Source organism: Paraburkholderia hiiakae (genome assembly GCF_904848665.1).
Classification (GTDB): domain Bacteria; phylum Pseudomonadota; class Gammaproteobacteria; order Burkholderiales; family Burkholderiaceae; genus Paraburkholderia; species Paraburkholderia hiiakae.
In genome coordinates, this window is sequence record NZ_CAJHCQ010000001.1 from 831,241 (window position 1) to 847,648 (window position 16,408).

The window sequence follows — 16,408 nt, forward strand, 5'->3', positions numbered from 1 at the left end:
CGCCCGGCCACACGCGGCAACGCCGCGCCGGCTCGATCATCAGCAAATCCTTAAAACGCAAAATCGAAGCAACCTCGACGGAGAAATCGTATGAAGAAGCTGATGTTGATGTTGACCGCCTTCGGCGTCGCGGCGCTTGCGCAGCCGTCGTTCGCCCAGCCGGCCGCGCCGGAGCAGGCGAGCCCGGTGACGTCGTATTCGGCGCCCACCGAAAAGCACGTGAAGAAGCCGAAGAAGAAGAAAATGAAAAAGTCGGAGGCTTCCGCTGCCGAGCCGGCGGCCGCCAGCGAGTAACGTGCGCCGACGGCGAACAAAAGCAAAGAGCCCGCACATTGCGGGCTCTTTGCTTTTGGAATATCGGATCAGGCGGGGCCGCCCAGGCGGCCGTCACACGCTAGCCGGTGCGCGTATTGGACGCAGCACAACCACGCGCTTTGCCGCTCAGACCTCGAACGGGAACCTCAAAGGCCCCACAAAACGTCGTTATCTTCCTTTTTCGCGGCGCGAAGCATATCGAGGAAAGGAAACGCGCGTTGCGCGAGGCCGACCGGCAGTTCGTGATGGACGCGGTCATCTTCGCCTTCGTGAAAGTGGCCTTCCTGCTCGTGGCGCTCTTTCTTGTCCGTGGCGATAGCCGCTTCGAGCTTGGTGATGGCAGTGTCGAGTTCGTCGTGGGTAATCACCCCGCGCGGGCCGAGCCGCTTGCCAATGATGCCGAGAAGGTATTGTGCGAGGTTCTCCAGCATCGTGACGTCGGGCGCCGCGTGACATTTAAAAGTAACCAGCATGTCTGTTCCCTTTATGATTTTTTCGGATCTGCGCGTGACGCTCCGGCCTGCGAAGCCAGACGGGCCAAGGCAGCCCCTGTCGCGCTACCTCATTTCACATCTCATTTCACATATTAGCACCTGCTAAAATCCGTCAGGACGGAATTACCCGCAGGGCGCGGCGCCCGGAATTCTGGCGTCAAGGACGCCGCCACGCCGCCTGCCGCAACGAGGCCGCCCGCGCATTGGCGCCTGGTAGGTGGCCTGCCGCAAGGCTGGCGCGCCCTCACCCGTATTCGGCGGTCCGCGCCGGCAGCCAGAGGCCACACCCCTTGGCGCCGGCCCCGCATCCCATTACCCGCACAGGACTTGCAACCAGCATGCTGCCCGCACAGAAACACACCCTGGAGACCCTGCTCGCGCAAGCCGTAGCCCAGGTGGCGAAGGCCACCGAAGGCGCGAGCGAAGCCGCATTCGTCGTGCCCGCGATCACACTCGAGCGCCCGAAGGTCGCCGCGCACGGCGACGTCGCCTGCAACGTCGCGATGCAGCTCGCCAAGCCCATGCGCGCGAACCCGCGCCAGCTCGCCCAGCAGATCGTCGACGCCGTACTCGCCCAACCCGAGGCCGCAGGCCTCGTCGAGGCGGCCGAGGTGGCCGGCCCCGGCTTCATCAACCTGCGTATCACCGCGAACGCGAAGCGCGCCGTGATCGGCGCCGTGTTCGAGCAGGGCGAGGCATTCGGCCGTTCGCAGCGCGAAGCCGGCAAGCACGTGCTCGTCGAGTTCGTCTCGGCCAATCCCACTGGGCCGCTTCACGTGGGCCACGGACGTCAGGCCGCGCTCGGCGACGCCATCTCGAACGTGCTCGGCTCGCAGGGCTATGACGTGCACCGCGAGTTCTACTACAACGACGCGGGCGTGCAGATCGGCAACCTCGCCGTCTCCACCCAGGCGCGCGCACGTGGCTTCAAGCCCGGCGACGCCGAGTGGCCCGAGGCCGCCTACAACGGCGAATACATCGCCGACATCGCGCGCGACTATCTCGCGGGCGAGACCGTCGCGGCCAAGGACGGCGAGCCCGTCACGGGCGCGAAGGATCCGGAGAACCTCGAAGCGATCCGCCGCTTCGCCGTGGCCTATCTGCGCCACGAGCAGGATCTCGATTTGCAGGCGTTCGGCGTGAAGTTCGATCGCTACTACCTCGAGTCGTCGCTGTACACGGAAGGCCGCGTCGAGAAGACCGTCGAGGCGTTGGTCGCTTCGGGCGAAACCTACGAGCAGGAAGGTGCGCTGTGGCTCAAGACCACGGACTACGGCGACGACAAGGACCGCGTGATGCGCAAGTCCGACGGCACCTACACCTACTTCCTGCCCGACGTCGCCTACCACGTCACCAAGTGGGAGCGCGGCTTCACGAAGGTCATCAATATTCAGGGCTCCGACCACCACGGCACCATTGCACGCGTGCGCGCGGGCCTGCAGGCGCTTGGCGTCGGCATTCCGAAGGGCTATCCCGACTACGTGCTGCACAAGATGGTGACCGTGATGCGTGACGGCCAGGAGGTGAAGATCTCCAAGCGCGCGGGCAGCTACGTGACGGTGCGCGATCTGATCGAATGGTCGGGCGGCGCGAACCCCGGCAGCGAAGTCTCGCCCGACCTGCTCGACGAGGCCACCATCCGCCGCGGGCGCGACGCCGTGCGCTTTTTCCTCATCTCGCGCAAGGCCGACACCGAATTCGTGTTCGACATCGACCTCGCGCTGAAGGAAAACGACGAAAACCCGGTGTACTACGTGCAGTACGCGCACGCACGCATCTCGTCGATCCTCGGCGACTGGCAGGGCAAGTTCGGCGGCAATCTGGCCGCGCTGCCGAAGGTCGATCTCGCGCCGCTGTCGAGCGAACGCGCGCTCGCGCTCATCGCAAAACTCGGCGAATTCCCCGACATGCTCACGCATGCTGCCAGCGAACTCGCGCCGCACGCCGTGGCGTTCTACCTGCGCGAACTCGCCGCTGAGTTTCACTCGTTCTACAATGCCGAACGCGTTCTCGTCGACGACGTCGCCGAGCGCGACGCCCGCGTCGCCCTCCTCGCGGCCACGCGCCGGGTGCTCGCGAACGGCCTGGCCGTGATCGGCGTATCCGCGCCGGAGCGCATGTAACGAGACGCGCGAGACCCGCGCGCAGCAACATGTTTGGGGCCGCCGCCTCGCGCGGACGGCCATTCCAGGATTCTCTTGTTTGCAGGTGATTCAGACGATGGCAAAACCGCGCCGCACTACAAAACAGCAGTCGAAGCAGTCCGGGGGAACGTTTCTCGGCATCGTGCTGGGCCTGATTGTCGGCCTTGCGATCGCGGTGGTGGTGGCGCTCTACATCACGCGCGCGCCCACGCCGTTCGTCTCGAAGGTCGCGCCGCCGGCCGCCTCCGACGTCAGCCAGAGCAACGAGCAGGTCGACCCGAACCGCGCGCTGCAGGGCAAGTCGCCGGGTCAGCCTGTACCGCAGGCCGCGCAAAGCACGCCGCCCAACACCGCACCGGGCCAGACCACGAACCAGACGCAGTCCTCGGGCATGCTCGAAGAGCCGCAGATCGTCGAAGTGCCGCCCTCGGGTTCGAACAACAACAACAACGGCGTGGCTGTCGCGCCGCAACCGTCGACGGGTGAAAACGTCACTAGCGGCACGGCTATGGCGAAGAAGCCGCAGTCGGCCAGCAACTCGAACAACGCGACCAACCCGGCGCAGATCCTCGCGGGCAACCAGCCGCAGAAGCCTGCCAACGCGGTGCCCACGCCCCCGGCCGCCAAGCCCGGCAGCGCCACGCCCGCAGCGGGCGACGCCAACACCGGCTACTTCTTGCAGGTGGGCGCGTACAAGACCTCGGGCGACGCGGAGCAGCAACGCGCGCGCCTCGCGTTCCAAGGGTTCGAATCGAAGGTGACGCAGCGCGACGCCGGCGGCGTGACGTACTATCGCGTGCGCATCGGTCCGTTCACGAAGTTCGACGACATGAACTCGACGCGTCAGCGCCTGTCCGATGCCGGTATCGATACCGCCGTCATCCGCTTCACGAAGCAGTAATCGCCGTCCGCGCCGCGCACCCCGCGGCGCGGCGTCCTCAACGAGCAACACCCAGGCAACACCCGCGCAGCACCCGCACGCGCCGGGTTCGCGCCAACGGCGTCTTGCGGCAAACAACCGGCCGCGGCCGGTCCAAGAACAGTGGATTCCTTCGCCATGAAACGACTTCTCGGTACGCTTTTTCTCTCGCTTTCGCTGATCGCCGGTGTGGCTCACGCCTCCGCCGACGCACCCGTGGCCGGCAAGGACTACACGGTCCTGAAGACGCCCCAGGCGCTCGACGTGCCCGCGGGCAAGATCGAGGTGATCGAGTTCTTCTGGTACGGCTGCCCGCACTGCAACGCGTTCGACCCGTATCTCGAAGGGTGGATCAAGAAGCAAGGTCCGGATGTCGTGTTCAAGCGCGTGCCGGTGGCATTCCGTGACGATTTCATCCCGCATTCGAAGATGTACTACGCGCTCGACGCGCTCGGCCTTGCCCAGAAACTCACGCCGGTCGTGTTCCACGAGATCCACGTGAACAAGAACTACCTGCTCACGCCGGAAGATCAGGCGAAGTTCCTCGCCACTCAGGGCGTCGATCCGAAGAAGTACATGGAAGCGTACAACTCGTTCTCGACGCAGAGCGCGCTGCAGCGTGACAAGGCTCTGCTCGATTCCTACAAGATCGACGGCGTGCCGACCATCGCCATCCAGGGCAAGTACGAAACCGGCCCGGCCATGGTCCAGGGTCCGGAAGACAAGGCGCTGCCGGGCACGCTGCAGGTGATGGACTTCATCGTCTCGCAGATCCGCTCGAAGAAGATGTGATGCCGGATTCGACGCGCCAGGCCATGCAAGACGCCCCACTGAAGGTCTTCATCACCGGCGCGTCGAGCGGCATTGGCGCCGCGCTCGCCGCCGAATACGCGCGGCAGGGCGCCGTCCTCGGGCTCGTCGCACGACGCGGCGAGGCCCTTGCCGGCTTCCGGCAATCCCACCCCGATCACACCATCTCCATCTATCCCGCCGACGTGCGCGACGCCGATGCGCTCGCCGCCGCCGCGCGCGACTTCATCGCACAGCACGGCATGCCCGACGTCGTCATCGCCAATGCGGGTGTGAGCCGCGGCGTCTTGACGGGCGAAGGCGACCTCGCCACGTTCCGCGACGTGATGGACACCAACTACTTCGGCATGGTCGCCACCTTCGAGCCGTTCGCCTCGGCGATGGCGAAAGCCAAACGCGGCACGCTCGTGGGCATTGCGAGCGTGGCGGGCGTGCGCGGGCTGCCGGGCTCGGGCGCATACAGCGCCTCGAAGGCCGCGGCGCTCGCCTATCTCGAAGCGCTGCGCGTGGAAATGCGCCCATTCGGCGTGCCCGTGGTCACGATCGCGCCCGGCTATATCCGCACGCCCATGACGGCCAAGAACCCCTACCGCATGCCCTTTCTGATGGACGCGGACCAGTTCGCGGCGAAGGCCGCGCAAGCCATCGCGCGCGGCACCGCGTTCGCGGTGTTCCCCTGGCCGATGCGCGTGGCCGCCACGATGCTGCGCGCGCTGCCGCGCTGGGTCTACGACCGCGTGTTCGAAAAGGCGCCGCGCAAGCCGCGCACGGCGAGCCACTAAGGTCCTCCAGCGTGGCGTGCGGAGTCTGCGAAGCCGCACGCCGCGCCCGCATGCCATATGGGTATGTGGATTAAATTGTTGTCTCGACAAATTCCCTTCGCTAAGCTTGGCTCGTCCGGGCGCCCCGCCTGGCCTTCTCGCTTCTCCCGCATCGAACAACACCGCGAACAAAACGGGGCGCCGCCCGCCACCGAAGAACTACGGAGATCCCATGCGCTTCACCTCGCCCACCGCGCGCGCGCTTGTACCTGGCGTCCCTGCACTCGTGCTCGCGACCGCGCTTGGCGCCGCTTGCGCGTTCGCGGCCACGCCCGCGCTCGCCAGGCCGCTGACGGTCTGCACCGAGTCGAGCCCTGATGGCTTCGACGTCGTGCAGTTCAACTCGCTCGTCACGACCAACGCGTCCGCCGACGTCATCTTCAATTCGCTCGTGACCTACGACGAAGCGCAAAAGAAGGTCGTGCCCTCGCTCGCGGACAAGTGGGAAGTGAGCGCCGACGGCCTGACCTACACGTTCCATCTGCGGCCCAACGTGGCGTTCCAGACGACCGAATGGTTCAAGCCCACGCGCACGCTCAACGCCGACGACGTGGTCTTCACGTTCGATCGGATGCTCGACGCGAACAATCCGTGGCACAAGGTGGCAGGCGCGAGCGGCTTCCCGCACGCGCAGTCGATGGGTCTCGTGAAGCTCGTGAAGTCGGTCTCGAAGGTCGATGCGAACACGGTGAAGTTCGAGCTCAACGAGCCGAACGCCACCTTCCTCTCGATCCTCACGATGGGCTTCGCGTCGATCTATTCGTCCGAGTACGCCGACCAGTTGCTCAAGGCCGGCAAGCAGGTCGACCTCAACGCGAAGCCGGTGGGCACGGGAGCGTTCGCGCTCAAGAGCTACACGAAGGACGCGCTGATCCGCTACGACGTGAACCCGGCCTACTGGGGGCCGAAGCCGAAGGTGGACCGCCTGATCTACGCGATCACGCCCGACGCCGCCGTGCGCGCGCAGAAGGTGAAGGCCGGCGAATGCCAGATCGCGCTCTCGCCCAAGCCCCAGGACGTGGCCGCGGCGAAGGACGACAAGTCGCTCAAGGTGGTGGAAACGCCCGCGTTCATGACAGCGTTCGTCGCGCTCAACACGCAGAAGAAGCCGCTCGACAACCAGAAAGTGCGCCAGGCGCTGAACATGGCGTTCGACCGCACGACCTACCTGAAGGCGATTTTCGATAACACGGCGACGCCCGCGGCGAACCCCTGGCCGCCCATCACCTGGGGATACGACAAGTCGATCCAGCCGTATCCGTATGACCCGGCGAAGGCGAAGCAACTGCTCGCCGACGCCGGTTACGCCAACGGCTTCTCGACGACGATCTGGGTGCGCCCGAACGGCAGCGTGCTGAACCCGAACCCGCGCGCGGGCGCCGAGCTGCTGCAGTCCGATTTCGCGAAGATCGGCGTGAAGGCCGAGATCAAGGTGATCGAGTGGGGCGAGCTGATCAAGGAAGCGAAGCAAGGCCAGCACGACACGCTCTTCATGGGCTGGGCCGGCGACAATGGCGACCCCGACAACTATCTCTCGCCGCTCTTTAGCTGCAATGCGGTGCAGTCGGGCATCAACTTCGCGCGCTTTTGCGATCCGCAACTCGACAAGCTGATCGCCGACGGCAAGGCCACTGCCGATCAGGCCAAGCGCGTGAAGCTCTACGAAGCCGCTCAACAGATCATCCACGACCAGGCGCTGTGGATTCCGCTTGGCTACCCGACCGCCGCCGCAATCACCCGTACGAACGTGAGCGGCTATCAGGTGAGCCCGTTCGGACGCCAGAACTTCGCGAGCGTCGCGGTGCAGTAACACCAGACGTCACGGCGGGAGCGTGCCGGGCGTTTGGCGCCCGGCGCGCCGATTACAGACCTGCCCTGACGATCACGAATTGAAACACCGCCGCACGCGCGAAACCTGCGAGTGCCCCGTCCCAGGCGGCCGAACGCCCTTTCCTCCCATTACCGCCGGTAAAATTCACGCGCAGTTTGTTGCAGTTTGGTAACTCAAGGAGGCGAGCGCCTGGCTACATTGAAGCCATCGAATCTTCAACCGAAGGGGCTCAAAATGAAAACCAAACTCTTTGCCGCGCTGGGTGCTGGAGCGCTCGTCCTGGCCGCCTCGCAAACCGCGATGGCCGGTGTGGTAGTCGGCCTGAACGTCGGCGTGCCCGCTCCGGTTTATGTTGCGCCCGCGCCTGTCTATGTCGCGCCACAGCCGGTGTATGTCGCGCCGCCTGTGCGGGTGGCGTACGCGCCGGCTGTCGTGATCGGCTGGCATGGCGACCGCTACTGGGACGGTCATCGCTGGTACGGCCGCCGCGAATGGTACGGCCATCGCGGCTGGAACTAAGCCGGTTTAGCGCCTTAAACGGCGCCGCAAACGAAAACGCCTCGCAGACGATTTGCGAGGCGTTTTTCCATGCGTGGTTAAACGCGCGTTACTTGCGGTCCGCGACGATCTGATCGAACGTCCCGCCATCGGCGAAATGCGTGGCCTGCGCGTTCTGCCAGCTGCCAAATACCTGCTCGACCGTGAAAGTCTTGATCGACTTGAACTCGTTTGCGTGCTTCGCGAGTACGGCGGCATCGCGCGGACGCAGATGGTGCTGCGCGATGATCTCCTGCGCGGCGGGCGAATACAGATAGTCGAGGTACGCCTGCGCGGTCTTGCGCGTGCCGCGCTTGTCCACGACCTTGTCGACGATCGTCACCGGCGGCTCCGCCAGCAAGCTCACCGAGGGATAGACTGCTTCGAAGTCCTTCGCACCCACGCCCGTATCGATCAGCGCCACTTCGTTTTCGAAGGTCACGAGCACGTCGCCGATGTCGCGCTGCGTGAACGTCGTCGTCGCTCCCCGGCCGCCCGCGTCCAGCACCGGAACGTTCTTCAGCAGTGCGCGCTCGAAGTCGAGCGCCTGCGCATCGCTCGCGCCTTGCTGCTTGCGGTAGCCCCACGCGGCCAGATACGCATAGCGGCCATTGCCCGAGGTCTTCGGGTTCGCGATCACGACCTGCACGCCCGGCTTCGCCAGATCGTCCCAGTCCTTGATGTGTTTGGGGTTCCCCTTGCGCACGAGGAACACCATCGTCGTCGTATAGGGCGCGCTCGCGTCGGGCAGGCGCGTGCGCCAGTTGGCGGGCACGAGATGGCCCTGCTGCGCGAGCAGGTCGATGTCGTTGGGCTGGTTCATCGTCACGACGTCGGCTTGCAGGCCTTGCAGCACCGACAGCGCCTGCGCGCTCGACGCGCCGTGCGACTGCTTGATCGACAGGGTCTCGCCGGTCTTCTTCTGGTAGTCGGCGATGAAGCTCGCGTTGATGTCCTTGTACAGCTCGCGCGTGACGTCGTACGAGACGTTCAGCAGCGACGTTTCGGCATGCGCCGCCGCCGCGCTCAATGCGATGATGCCCACGCCGAGCCAGCGCGCCGTGCGTCCCAAACCTGCCATGGTGATCCCCGTCTGTCGTTGAAAGGCTTTTCGGGCTGCCTGCATGATTTTCGTAAGCAGACCGAACGCTCGATTCTAGCGAGCCGAGGCGCACGGCTTATACCGATGCGAGCTTTGCTATTCGGCTTTCGTGCTAAGCGCGCTTTTACGCCATGATGTGCGCGCCGCCGTCGATGTACACGGTGTTGCCGCTCATGCGGCGCGCGTAGCGTGTGGCGAGGTAGGCGGTTGCGTAACCCACATCCATGATGTCGACGAGTTCGCCAAGTGGTGCGCGGTCCACGGCCTCCGCGAGCATGCGGTCGAAGTCGGGCAGGCCCGAGGCCGCGCGCGTCTTGAGCGGCCCCGGCGAGATGGCGTGCACGCGAATGCCAAGCGGCCCGAGCTCATACGCGAGATAGCGGCACGACGCTTCGAGCGCCGCCTTCACTGGGCCCATGAGGTTGTAGTTGGGCACGACGCGGTTTGCTCCGTCGTAGCTCATTGCGAATAGCGTGCCGCCGTGCGGCATGAGCGGCGCTGCGCGCTTGGCCATGCGGATGAACGAGTGGCACGACACGTCCATCGCAAGGGCGAAGCCCTGCGCCGACGAATCGAGCAGACCGCCCTGCAGATCCTCCTTCGGCGCATAAGCGATGGAGTGCAGCGCGATGTCGAGCGCGCCCCACGTGTCGCGCACCGCATCGAACACGGCGTCCAGTTGTCCGTCTTCCTCGACGTTCAGCGGCAGCAGCAATTGCGCGCCCAGTTCGTTGGCGAGCGGTTCGACGTAGTGCCTGGCCTTGTCGTTGAGATAGGTGATGGCGAGTTGCGCGCCGAGATCGGCGAACGCGCGGGCGCAGCCGTAAGCGATTGAATCGGCGTTCGCCACGCCGGTGACGAGCGCGCGCATGCCGGCAAGCGGCCGTTCGGGAGGAGTATGCATGGCTGACCTCGCAGTGGATGACGGTCGGTGATGGCCGCGGATGCAGTTGCCAATCGGGCGGCCGATGGGTCGACATCAAAACGACGCGCCGCATCGGCAGGGATGCGGCGCGTCCAGGGTGGCACGGGAATGGACTGCTTTGCTCGTCCCTGTATTCGTCCCTCTGCTCGCCCCTTTACTCGCCCGCGCTACGCGTTGCGCGGCGGCGCGAGGCCGTCGTGCCCGCAGCCCGCGTCGATGTGGGCGTCGACGCCGCGCGCGAGCGGCGCGCCGCCGTTTTGGCGGCAGCCGGCGTCTTCTTCGCTTCGGCCGGTTCCGCGGCCTTCACCTTCACGCCGGCGCGCGCCGCGCGAATGTGTTTCGCGGGGGCGGCGCTTTCGCTCGCTGCGGCCGCCTTCGTGCGCGCGGCCTTCGCGGTAGCCGCCGGGGCATCAGGCTGCGCAGCCGGTACGGCGGCGGATGCTTCGATGCCCGGCTCCAGGCTGCGGTCACCAGCCATACCGCCGCCCGCGCCAGAAACACCGCCACCATCCGAAGACGACCCGCCGTCATCGAGCGGCGGCAAGCCCGACTTCTCGCTGCCCGGCTCGACGCCCAGCGCACGCTGAACGTGGCGATAGCGCTCGCGCCGCTCGCCTTCGAGCGGCCCGGACACGGTCGCGATGCGGTACACGGCCGCGAGCAGCGCACGGCGCAACTTCATGTCGGGCACGATTTCGGGCAAGGCGTCGATTGCCGCTTGCGGGTCGAGCTGCACGATCGCGCCCTGGCGGCGCGCCGCTTCCTTGAGCTCGGCGATGCTCGGCTGGCGATCGCCGAGATACTCGCGCGCGAGCTCGCGCATGCGCTGGAACGGGCGGTACTGCACGGTATGCATTTCGTCGACGATGTACGCGGCAATGCGCATGAACGCGTCGACGAGCGTGCCCTTCGTGAGATGCGCGCGCGCCGCGCGCAGGCGGTACTGCGCGAGTTCCTTGCGCAGCGCCATGAGCGGCGGCGCGATGGGCTCGAGCGGCTGGTTCGGCGTCACGCCCACCCAGGCCTGCACCCACGGCGCGGTGTACATGCTGTAGAACGTGCTTTCGACCCAGGCGTCGCGCGCATCGCGGTATGCGTCCCACGAAGCCTCGATGGTGGCCGAAGCCTGCTTTTCGAGCAGCGTGAACGGATTGTCGGGTGCGACCGGCTTGCGGTGCCCGCGCACCGCTTCCGCGATGGCGGGCAGCACGCCCAGCGCCGGGTTCGCGTCGCTTAACACGCTGCGCTCCACGCGCGACGGGTGCGATTCGCGCAGCGCATGCGCGCTGAACGCATTGCTCGACGCGCGCACGAACGGCGAAACGAACAGGTCATAGAGACGCTGATTGTTCTCCGCGAAACGGCGCACCACCTCGAAGGGCTGCTCGTCGTCGCGGCCGTCGTCGAGCGCGAGAATGTCGTCGATCGTACGGCGCTCGAAGCGGATCTCGTAGCGCCCTTCGAGCGCTTCGAGGCGCGCGGCTTCCGGCGTCGAGTCAGTGATCTTCGCTTCGTAGAGGCCAGGCGGCAGCACATCGATCAGGTCGAGCGCCGAAAATAGTTCGGTGTGCTCCTTATTGGCCACGCTCGCCGAAACGAAGATGCCGAGGTGCCCCACCTTGTCGTGCAGGCAGTACACGATCACCTGCTCGTTGGCGACAATTTCGTCGACACTCGCGTACAGGTCGGGAATCCAGTTGAGCGCCTGCTGCGGGGGCGTGATGTTGTCACCCCAGGAGGCGAGCACGATGATCGGTGTGCGGATGTTGCGCAGGTCCACCGGCGAGCGCGCGTTCTTCGCGAACACCTCGTTGCGCGTGAGGTGATTGCCCACGAAGAGGCTCTGCACGATCCAGTCGATCTCGGCGCGGTTCAACAGGAAATGGCCGCCCCACCAGCGTTCGAATTCGAGGAAGCGCTCGCGCTCGGAGTCGACCTTCGAATAAAGGTTGTAGAGCTTGCCCCAGTACGTGTTGGCCGGATTCAGGTACTCGAAGTTCTGCACGAGATACGCGCCGTCGAAGCGGCCATCGCCGAGATCCGCGGCGAGCGAGGACATCCACGAGCCGCCCAGCATGCCGCCCGAGTAGCGCATCGGGTTCTTGCCGCGCACGCCGGCCCAATACGACAGCGGCGAGCCCGCGAGCATGAGCGGGCCGACCAGCGCGGGCGCGGAAGCCGCGAGCAATGCTGCGGCCCAGCCGCCCTGGCAGTTGCCGATGATGAACGGCAGGCCGTCCGCGTCGGGATGCAGGTCGCGTACGCGTTGCACGAACACCGCTTCGGCCTGCGCGACGGACTGGATCGTCTGCGTTTCGCAGGGCACCGGGAAGAACGTCACGAAGTAGCACGGGTGCCCCTTGCGCAGCGCGATGCCCACTTCGCTGTCCATCTTGAACCCGGCAATGCCCGGGCCGTGGCCCGCGCGCGGATCGATCACGACGAACGGGCGCATACGTGGGTCAGTCGGCGCGCCCTCTTCGGGCTTGATGCGCAGGAGTGCGTAATTGCAGGGATCGGCGAGTTCGCGGCCATCGACGACCACTTCGTAGTCGAACGCGAGCACCGGCGGCATGCCCGCCTGCTCATGCACATAGGTCTGATTGCCGCGCTCGCGCAGCACGTCGAGGAACAGGACGCTGCGCTGCCAGGCGTCGTAGAGGTATTCGTAGAGCGGCTGCGGGGCCCCAGGCGCGGCTTGCGCCGATTGGATTACCCGGGTCACAGCCGAAGACACAGCCGAAGCCGCCTCGGTCAACGGCGTGCGGGGCGATGACTCCTCGTCGGACGCGCCCGCGAGGGGCCAGAAAGGCGCAAAGGGCCAAAAAGACGCGCCCGATGCGAGCGTGGGCAAATAGGAAAACGGCGACGAAAGCTGCGGCGAGGAGGTGGAAACTACCACGAGACGAATCTCCTTTAAGAGCGCGCCTGCTCGCCTCGCGGTAAGCAAGCGCCAGGCCGGCGCGGGCCGTGGACGCGCCATCACGACGAATGGCGCGCGAAGCCTCGCCGTTTGCCCACGCCGCCCTCGCGTGGGCGGCATTGCGGGCAACGGGGCCGGCAAAAGATATTCGCGGCCGTGTGCGCGCTTCTTGCGCCTCGCGGCCGCGACATGAAAAGAGCCAGATCATGCTGCACTGCGGCATCTAAAAAGTTAGGCTGCGACCTGACGAAAGTCAAGACACACCGCGGCCCCAAGTGCCTGCCCCATGATCACCGCGCGCTGTGAACGAGGCGTGACAGGCATGCCGGCCAACCCGTCGTGTGGCGTGTCACGATGTCGCGGCAAGCTGGCGCGCACCTGGCCGACTGCCTCATTCGCGCTGGTCTACACTGTTAGCGCTTTGCGCGCCGCAGCATGGTTCAAATGCAGGCCCTCGTGGAGACCGCCATGACGTCATCGCCCGACAAGTATTCGGTTCTGCTCGCCCGTTGCGGCGGCCTCGCGCCCGTGCCCACCGCCGTGGCGCATCCCTGCGACGTGTCCTCGCTCACCGGCGCGCTCGACGCCGCAAACCTCGGCTTGATCGTGCCGATCCTGGTTGGCCCCGAAGCGAAGATCCGCGCGGTGGCCGAGGAAGCCGACCTGCGCCTCGACGGCATCACCATCATCGACGCGCCGCACAGCCACGCCTCCGCCGAACTCGCGGTGCGCGCCGTGCGCGACGGCACGGCCGAACTGCTCATGAAGGGCAGCCTGCACAGCGACGAGCTGCTTCACGAAGTCGCGCTCGGCGCGAACGGCCTGCGCACCGAGCGCCGCCTCTCGCACGTGTTCGCGATGGACGTGCCGACGTACCACAAGCCGCTCTTCATTACGGACGCGGCCGTCAACATCTTCCCGAAGCTCGCCGACAAGGCCGACATCGTGCGCAACGCGATCGAGCTCGTGCAGGCGCTCGGCATCGCCACGCCCAAGGTCGCGATTCTCGGCGCGGTGGAAACCGTATCCGAAAAGATGCCCTCCACCATCGACGCCGCCGCGCTCTGCAAGATGGCCGACCGCGGCCAGATCACGGGCGGCCTGCTCGACGGCCCGCTCGCCTTCGACAACGCGATCAGCGCCGAAGCCGCGCGCATCAAGGGCATTACCTCGCCCGTGGCCGGCGACCCCGACATCCTGCTCGTGCCCGACCTCGAAGCGGGCAACATGCTCGCCAAACAGCTCACCTTCCTCGCCGGCGCGGAAGCGGCCGGCATCGTCCTCGGCGCGCGCGTGCCGATCATCCTCACGAGCCGCGCCGACAGCGTGCGATCGCGCATCGGCAGTTGCGCGATCGCCGTGCTGCTCGCGCACGCACGGCGCGCGCGCAAAGCAACGGAGATCCTGTGAGCAGCGTCCAAGCCCAACCGGTCGATCAGGGCCATGTCGTGCTCGTCGTGAATGCCGGCTCGTCGAGCATCAAGTGTTCGGTATATCGCGTGATCGAAGACGAACATGTCGAAGGCGGTGCGCGCGCGCTGCATGGCGCGGGCGGGCAGATCGAGGGCATCGGCGTCGCGCCGCGCGTGGTCGCGCATATGGCCGACGGCCGTCTGATCGTCGACGAAAAGTTTCCCGTCGCCCAGGTCGCCGATCACGACGCTGCGTTTCGCCTCTTGCGCCTCGTGCTCGCCGTGGGCCTGCGCGACACGCCACCCGCCGCGATCGGCCACCGCGTGGTGCACGGCGGCGCGCGCTACGCCGACGCCGTGCTCATCGACGACGAAGTGATCAAAGAGCTGGACGCGCTCACGCCGCTCGCGCCCCTGCATCAGCCGCACAATCTCGCCGCGATTCGCGCGGTGCGTCAGGCCGCGCCCGAACTGCCGCAGGTCGCGTGCTTCGACACCGCGTTCCACGCGGGCAACGACATCCTGGCGCAGCTCTTCGCACTGCCCTACAGCTATTACGGCGAGGGCGTGCGGCGCTATGGCTTTCACGGCCTCTCATACGAGTACATCGCCAAACACATGCATCAGGTCGCGCCCGACATTGCGCGCGGGCGCGTCGTCGTCGCGCATCTGGGCAATGGCGCGAGCCTGTGCGCGATGAAGGACGGCAAAAGCGTCGAGACGACCATGGGCCTCACCGCGCTCGACGGCCTGCCCATGGGTACGCGCTGCGGCGCGCTCGACGCGGGCGCCGTGCTCTGGATGATGGCGAAAGGCATGGATTACCACGCCATCGAGAAGGTGCTGTATCAGGAGTCGGGCCTCAAGGGCCTGTCGGGACTGAGCAGCGACATGCGCGAACTGCTCGCAAGCGGCAGCGACCGGGCGAGGCTCGCGATCGACTTCTATACGTATCGCATCGCGCAGGACGTGGGCAAGCTCGCGGTGGTGCTGGGCGGGCTCGATGGCCTCGTGTTCACGGCGGGCATCGGCGAGCATGCCGCGCCCATTCGCGCGCAGGTGTGCGAACGGCTCGCGCCTATTTTCGGCACCGTGCTCGATGCGCAAGCCAACGAGGTGGGCAGTAGTCAGGGTAATGAGCGTGTGAGCGCGCGCGAAAGCCGCGTGCCTGTCTTCGCGATCCGCACCGATGAAGAAGGGATGATCGCGCTCCACACGGCACGGTTGTTGCGGGCGGCGTTCAAGCACTGAGCGGGCCTTGGTCGTGCGTTGCACGGCGCGCAAGGCACGCTGAGCCGCACGGCGCGGCGGTTCACCTCAGGATTCGCCTCAGGCGTACGCCGGACCGCTCTGGTCGAACGCCTCGTCACGCAACCGCCCCGGCGCTGCGCCATGGACCAGCGTATCGACGAAATACTTGGCGCGCGGCCACGGGCCGAAGCCTGCCGCCGTGTTGATGTGTCCTGCATCGCCGAGATTCACGAACGTGCTGCCCAATTGCTGCGCGAGCGTGCGGGCGCCTTCGAGCGGCATCCACGGATCGGTTTCGCTGCCTATCAGGATGGACGGCACGGGAAGCTGCCGCGCCTCGAACGCGCCGGCAAAGCGGAACTTCTCGGGACTCGCGGGCGCGACGAACAGCGCGCCCGCAATATCGGCTCCGCTTTCACCCAGCACGCCCGTATGCAGCGCATGCGCCGCCACGAGGCAGCCGAAGCTGTGCGCCGCCAGCAGGAACGGCCCACGCTCGCCCGCCAGGCGCCGCGCGAGCGCCGCGCCCCAGACCGCGAGATCGGGCGCGTCCCAGTCGTCCTGCTCCACGCGCAGCGAGCGCGCGAACTGGCGTTCGAGCCAGCTTTGCCAGTGAGCGCCGTCGCTGCCGTGCAGGCCCGGCACGGTGACGAGGCGGGGCGGCCAACGCATTTGCGCGCACGAAAGCATGATTTTTTCCTCGCTGGAACACGGCGTGAATCGATTGTGGCTTGCAAGCCGCGCGCGCCGAACCAATTTTTTTTGCTTAGCTTTTCGGCACCTCGGCGCGGTCCGGCGCGAGACACGCCGCAGCCTTGGGCGCCGCGATTTGCCCGGCGGCCGCGGGCCTGAAAAAGTAGAATGGTGCCAGTGCAAGCGGCGCAATCCAGCCGCCACCAGCCACACCCGCATACCAGGGACAGG

General features: G+C 66.3%; 14 protein-coding genes. 9 read left to right on the forward strand and 5 right to left on the reverse strand.

Annotated features, from left to right (window positions below; translation table 11 throughout):
* The first annotated feature begins 90 nt into the window (after positions 1-90).
* Positions 91-294, forward strand: coding sequence for an acid-shock protein (locus JMY28_RS03610; protein WP_110383055.1), 204 nt, complete (start codon positions 91-93; stop codon positions 292-294).
* Between the two features lie 167 nt (positions 295-461).
* Here the strand turns inward: JMY28_RS03610 and JMY28_RS03615 are convergent, their stop codons facing one another.
* Positions 462-788: a DUF1840 domain-containing protein gene (locus tag JMY28_RS03615; protein WP_201694511.1), complete on the reverse strand. Its 327-nt coding sequence runs from the start codon at positions 786-788 to the stop codon at positions 462-464.
* A 359-nt stretch (positions 789-1,147) separates the two neighbouring features.
* Here JMY28_RS03615 and argS point away from each other — a divergent pair, with 359 nt between their 5' ends.
* From argS to JMY28_RS03645, 6 genes are all read left to right on the forward strand, one after another.
* Complete coding sequence (gene argS / locus JMY28_RS03620; protein WP_201694512.1) at positions 1,148-2,932, forward strand: arginine--tRNA ligase; 1,785 nt, start codon at positions 1,148-1,150, stop codon at positions 2,930-2,932.
* A gap of 97 nt (positions 2,933-3,029) precedes the next feature.
* Entirely contained in the window at positions 3,030-3,854 is an 825-nt protein-coding gene (locus JMY28_RS03625) for an SPOR domain-containing protein (protein WP_407945460.1), read from the forward strand.
* Positions 3,855-4,010: 156 nt separating this feature from the next.
* Positions 4,011-4,664, forward strand: coding sequence for a thiol:disulfide interchange protein DsbA/DsbL (locus JMY28_RS03630; protein ID WP_201694514.1), 654 nt, complete (start codon positions 4,011-4,013; stop codon positions 4,662-4,664).
* Between the two features lie 23 nt (positions 4,665-4,687).
* Positions 4,688-5,464 (forward strand): SDR family oxidoreductase, encoded by a 777-nt coding sequence (locus JMY28_RS03635; RefSeq protein WP_201694515.1) that lies wholly within the window; start codon positions 4,688-4,690, stop codon positions 5,462-5,464.
* A 211-nt stretch (positions 5,465-5,675) separates the two neighbouring features.
* Positions 5,676-7,313 (forward strand): ABC transporter substrate-binding protein, encoded by a 1,638-nt coding sequence (locus JMY28_RS03640; RefSeq protein ID WP_201694516.1) that lies wholly within the window; start codon positions 5,676-5,678, stop codon positions 7,311-7,313.
* A 255-nt stretch (positions 7,314-7,568) separates the two neighbouring features.
* Positions 7,569-7,853 (forward strand): hypothetical protein, encoded by a 285-nt coding sequence (locus JMY28_RS03645; RefSeq protein WP_201694517.1) that lies wholly within the window; start codon positions 7,569-7,571, stop codon positions 7,851-7,853.
* A gap of 88 nt (positions 7,854-7,941) precedes the next feature.
* On the opposite strand, the gene JMY28_RS03650 is transcribed toward JMY28_RS03645, so the two are convergent.
* From JMY28_RS03650 to JMY28_RS03660, 3 genes are all read right to left on the reverse strand, one after another.
* Positions 7,942-8,952, reverse strand: a complete 1,011-nt coding sequence (locus JMY28_RS03650; protein ID WP_201694518.1) for a sulfate ABC transporter substrate-binding protein — start codon at positions 8,950-8,952, stop codon at positions 7,942-7,944.
* Between the two features lie 145 nt (positions 8,953-9,097).
* Positions 9,098-9,877, reverse strand: a complete 780-nt coding sequence (fabI, locus tag JMY28_RS03655; RefSeq protein WP_201694519.1) for an enoyl-ACP reductase FabI — start codon at positions 9,875-9,877, stop codon at positions 9,098-9,100.
* Between the two features lie 175 nt (positions 9,878-10,052).
* Entirely contained in the window at positions 10,053-12,800 is a 2,748-nt protein-coding gene (locus tag JMY28_RS03660) for a DUF3141 domain-containing protein (protein WP_328809365.1), read from the reverse strand.
* A gap of 489 nt (positions 12,801-13,289) precedes the next feature.
* Between JMY28_RS03660 and JMY28_RS03665 the strand changes: the two genes are divergently transcribed.
* On the forward strand, positions 13,290-14,231 hold the full coding sequence (locus JMY28_RS03665; RefSeq protein WP_236596665.1) for a bifunctional enoyl-CoA hydratase/phosphate acetyltransferase: 942 nt from the start codon (positions 13,290-13,292) through the stop codon (positions 14,229-14,231).
* A complete protein-coding gene (locus JMY28_RS03670) occupies positions 14,228-15,484 on the forward strand; it encodes an acetate/propionate family kinase (protein WP_201694521.1) in 1,257 nt (418 codons plus the stop codon). The genes JMY28_RS03665 and JMY28_RS03670 overlap by 4 nt, the downstream gene beginning before the upstream one ends.
* Before the next feature lie 78 nt (positions 15,485-15,562).
* Here JMY28_RS03670 and JMY28_RS03675 read toward each other — a convergent pair whose 3' ends face one another.
* Positions 15,563-16,174 carry an RBBP9/YdeN family alpha/beta hydrolase gene (locus tag JMY28_RS03675; protein ID WP_201694522.1) on the reverse strand — a complete coding sequence of 204 codons (612 nt, stop codon included), beginning with the start codon at positions 16,172-16,174 and terminating at the stop codon, positions 15,563-15,565.
* Between the last annotated feature and the right edge of the window lie 234 nt (positions 16,175-16,408).

Bases quoted from the DNA above. Each gene is read 5' to 3' on its own strand.
- JMY28_RS03675 (WP_201694522.1), bottom strand. From the start codon at position 16,174: ATGCTTTCGTGCGCGCAAATGCGTTGGCCGCCCCGCCTCGTCACCGTG.
- JMY28_RS03635 (WP_201694515.1), top strand. From the start codon at position 4,688: ATGCAAGACGCCCCACTGAAGGTCTTCATCACCGGCGCGTCGAGCGGC.
- JMY28_RS03630 (WP_201694514.1), top strand. From the start codon at position 4,011: ATGAAACGACTTCTCGGTACGCTTTTTCTCTCGCTTTCGCTGATCGCC.
- fabI (WP_201694519.1), bottom strand. From the start codon at position 9,877: ATGCATACTCCTCCCGAACGGCCGCTTGCCGGCATGCGCGCGCTCGTC.
- JMY28_RS03610 (WP_110383055.1), top strand. From the start codon at position 91: ATGAAGAAGCTGATGTTGATGTTGACCGCCTTCGGCGTCGCGGCGCTT.
- argS (WP_201694512.1), top strand. From the start codon at position 1,148: ATGCTGCCCGCACAGAAACACACCCTGGAGACCCTGCTCGCGCAAGCC.
- JMY28_RS03645 (WP_201694517.1), top strand. From the start codon at position 7,569: ATGAAAACCAAACTCTTTGCCGCGCTGGGTGCTGGAGCGCTCGTCCTG.
- JMY28_RS03615 (WP_201694511.1), bottom strand. From the start codon at position 788: ATGCTGGTTACTTTTAAATGTCACGCGGCGCCCGACGTCACGATGCTG.
- JMY28_RS03625 (WP_407945460.1), top strand. From the start codon at position 3,030: ATGGCAAAACCGCGCCGCACTACAAAACAGCAGTCGAAGCAGTCCGGG.
- JMY28_RS03650 (WP_201694518.1), bottom strand. From the start codon at position 8,952: ATGGCAGGTTTGGGACGCACGGCGCGCTGGCTCGGCGTGGGCATCATC.
- JMY28_RS03665 (WP_236596665.1), top strand. From the start codon at position 13,290: ATGACGTCATCGCCCGACAAGTATTCGGTTCTGCTCGCCCGTTGCGGC.
- JMY28_RS03640 (WP_201694516.1), top strand. From the start codon at position 5,676: ATGCGCTTCACCTCGCCCACCGCGCGCGCGCTTGTACCTGGCGTCCCT.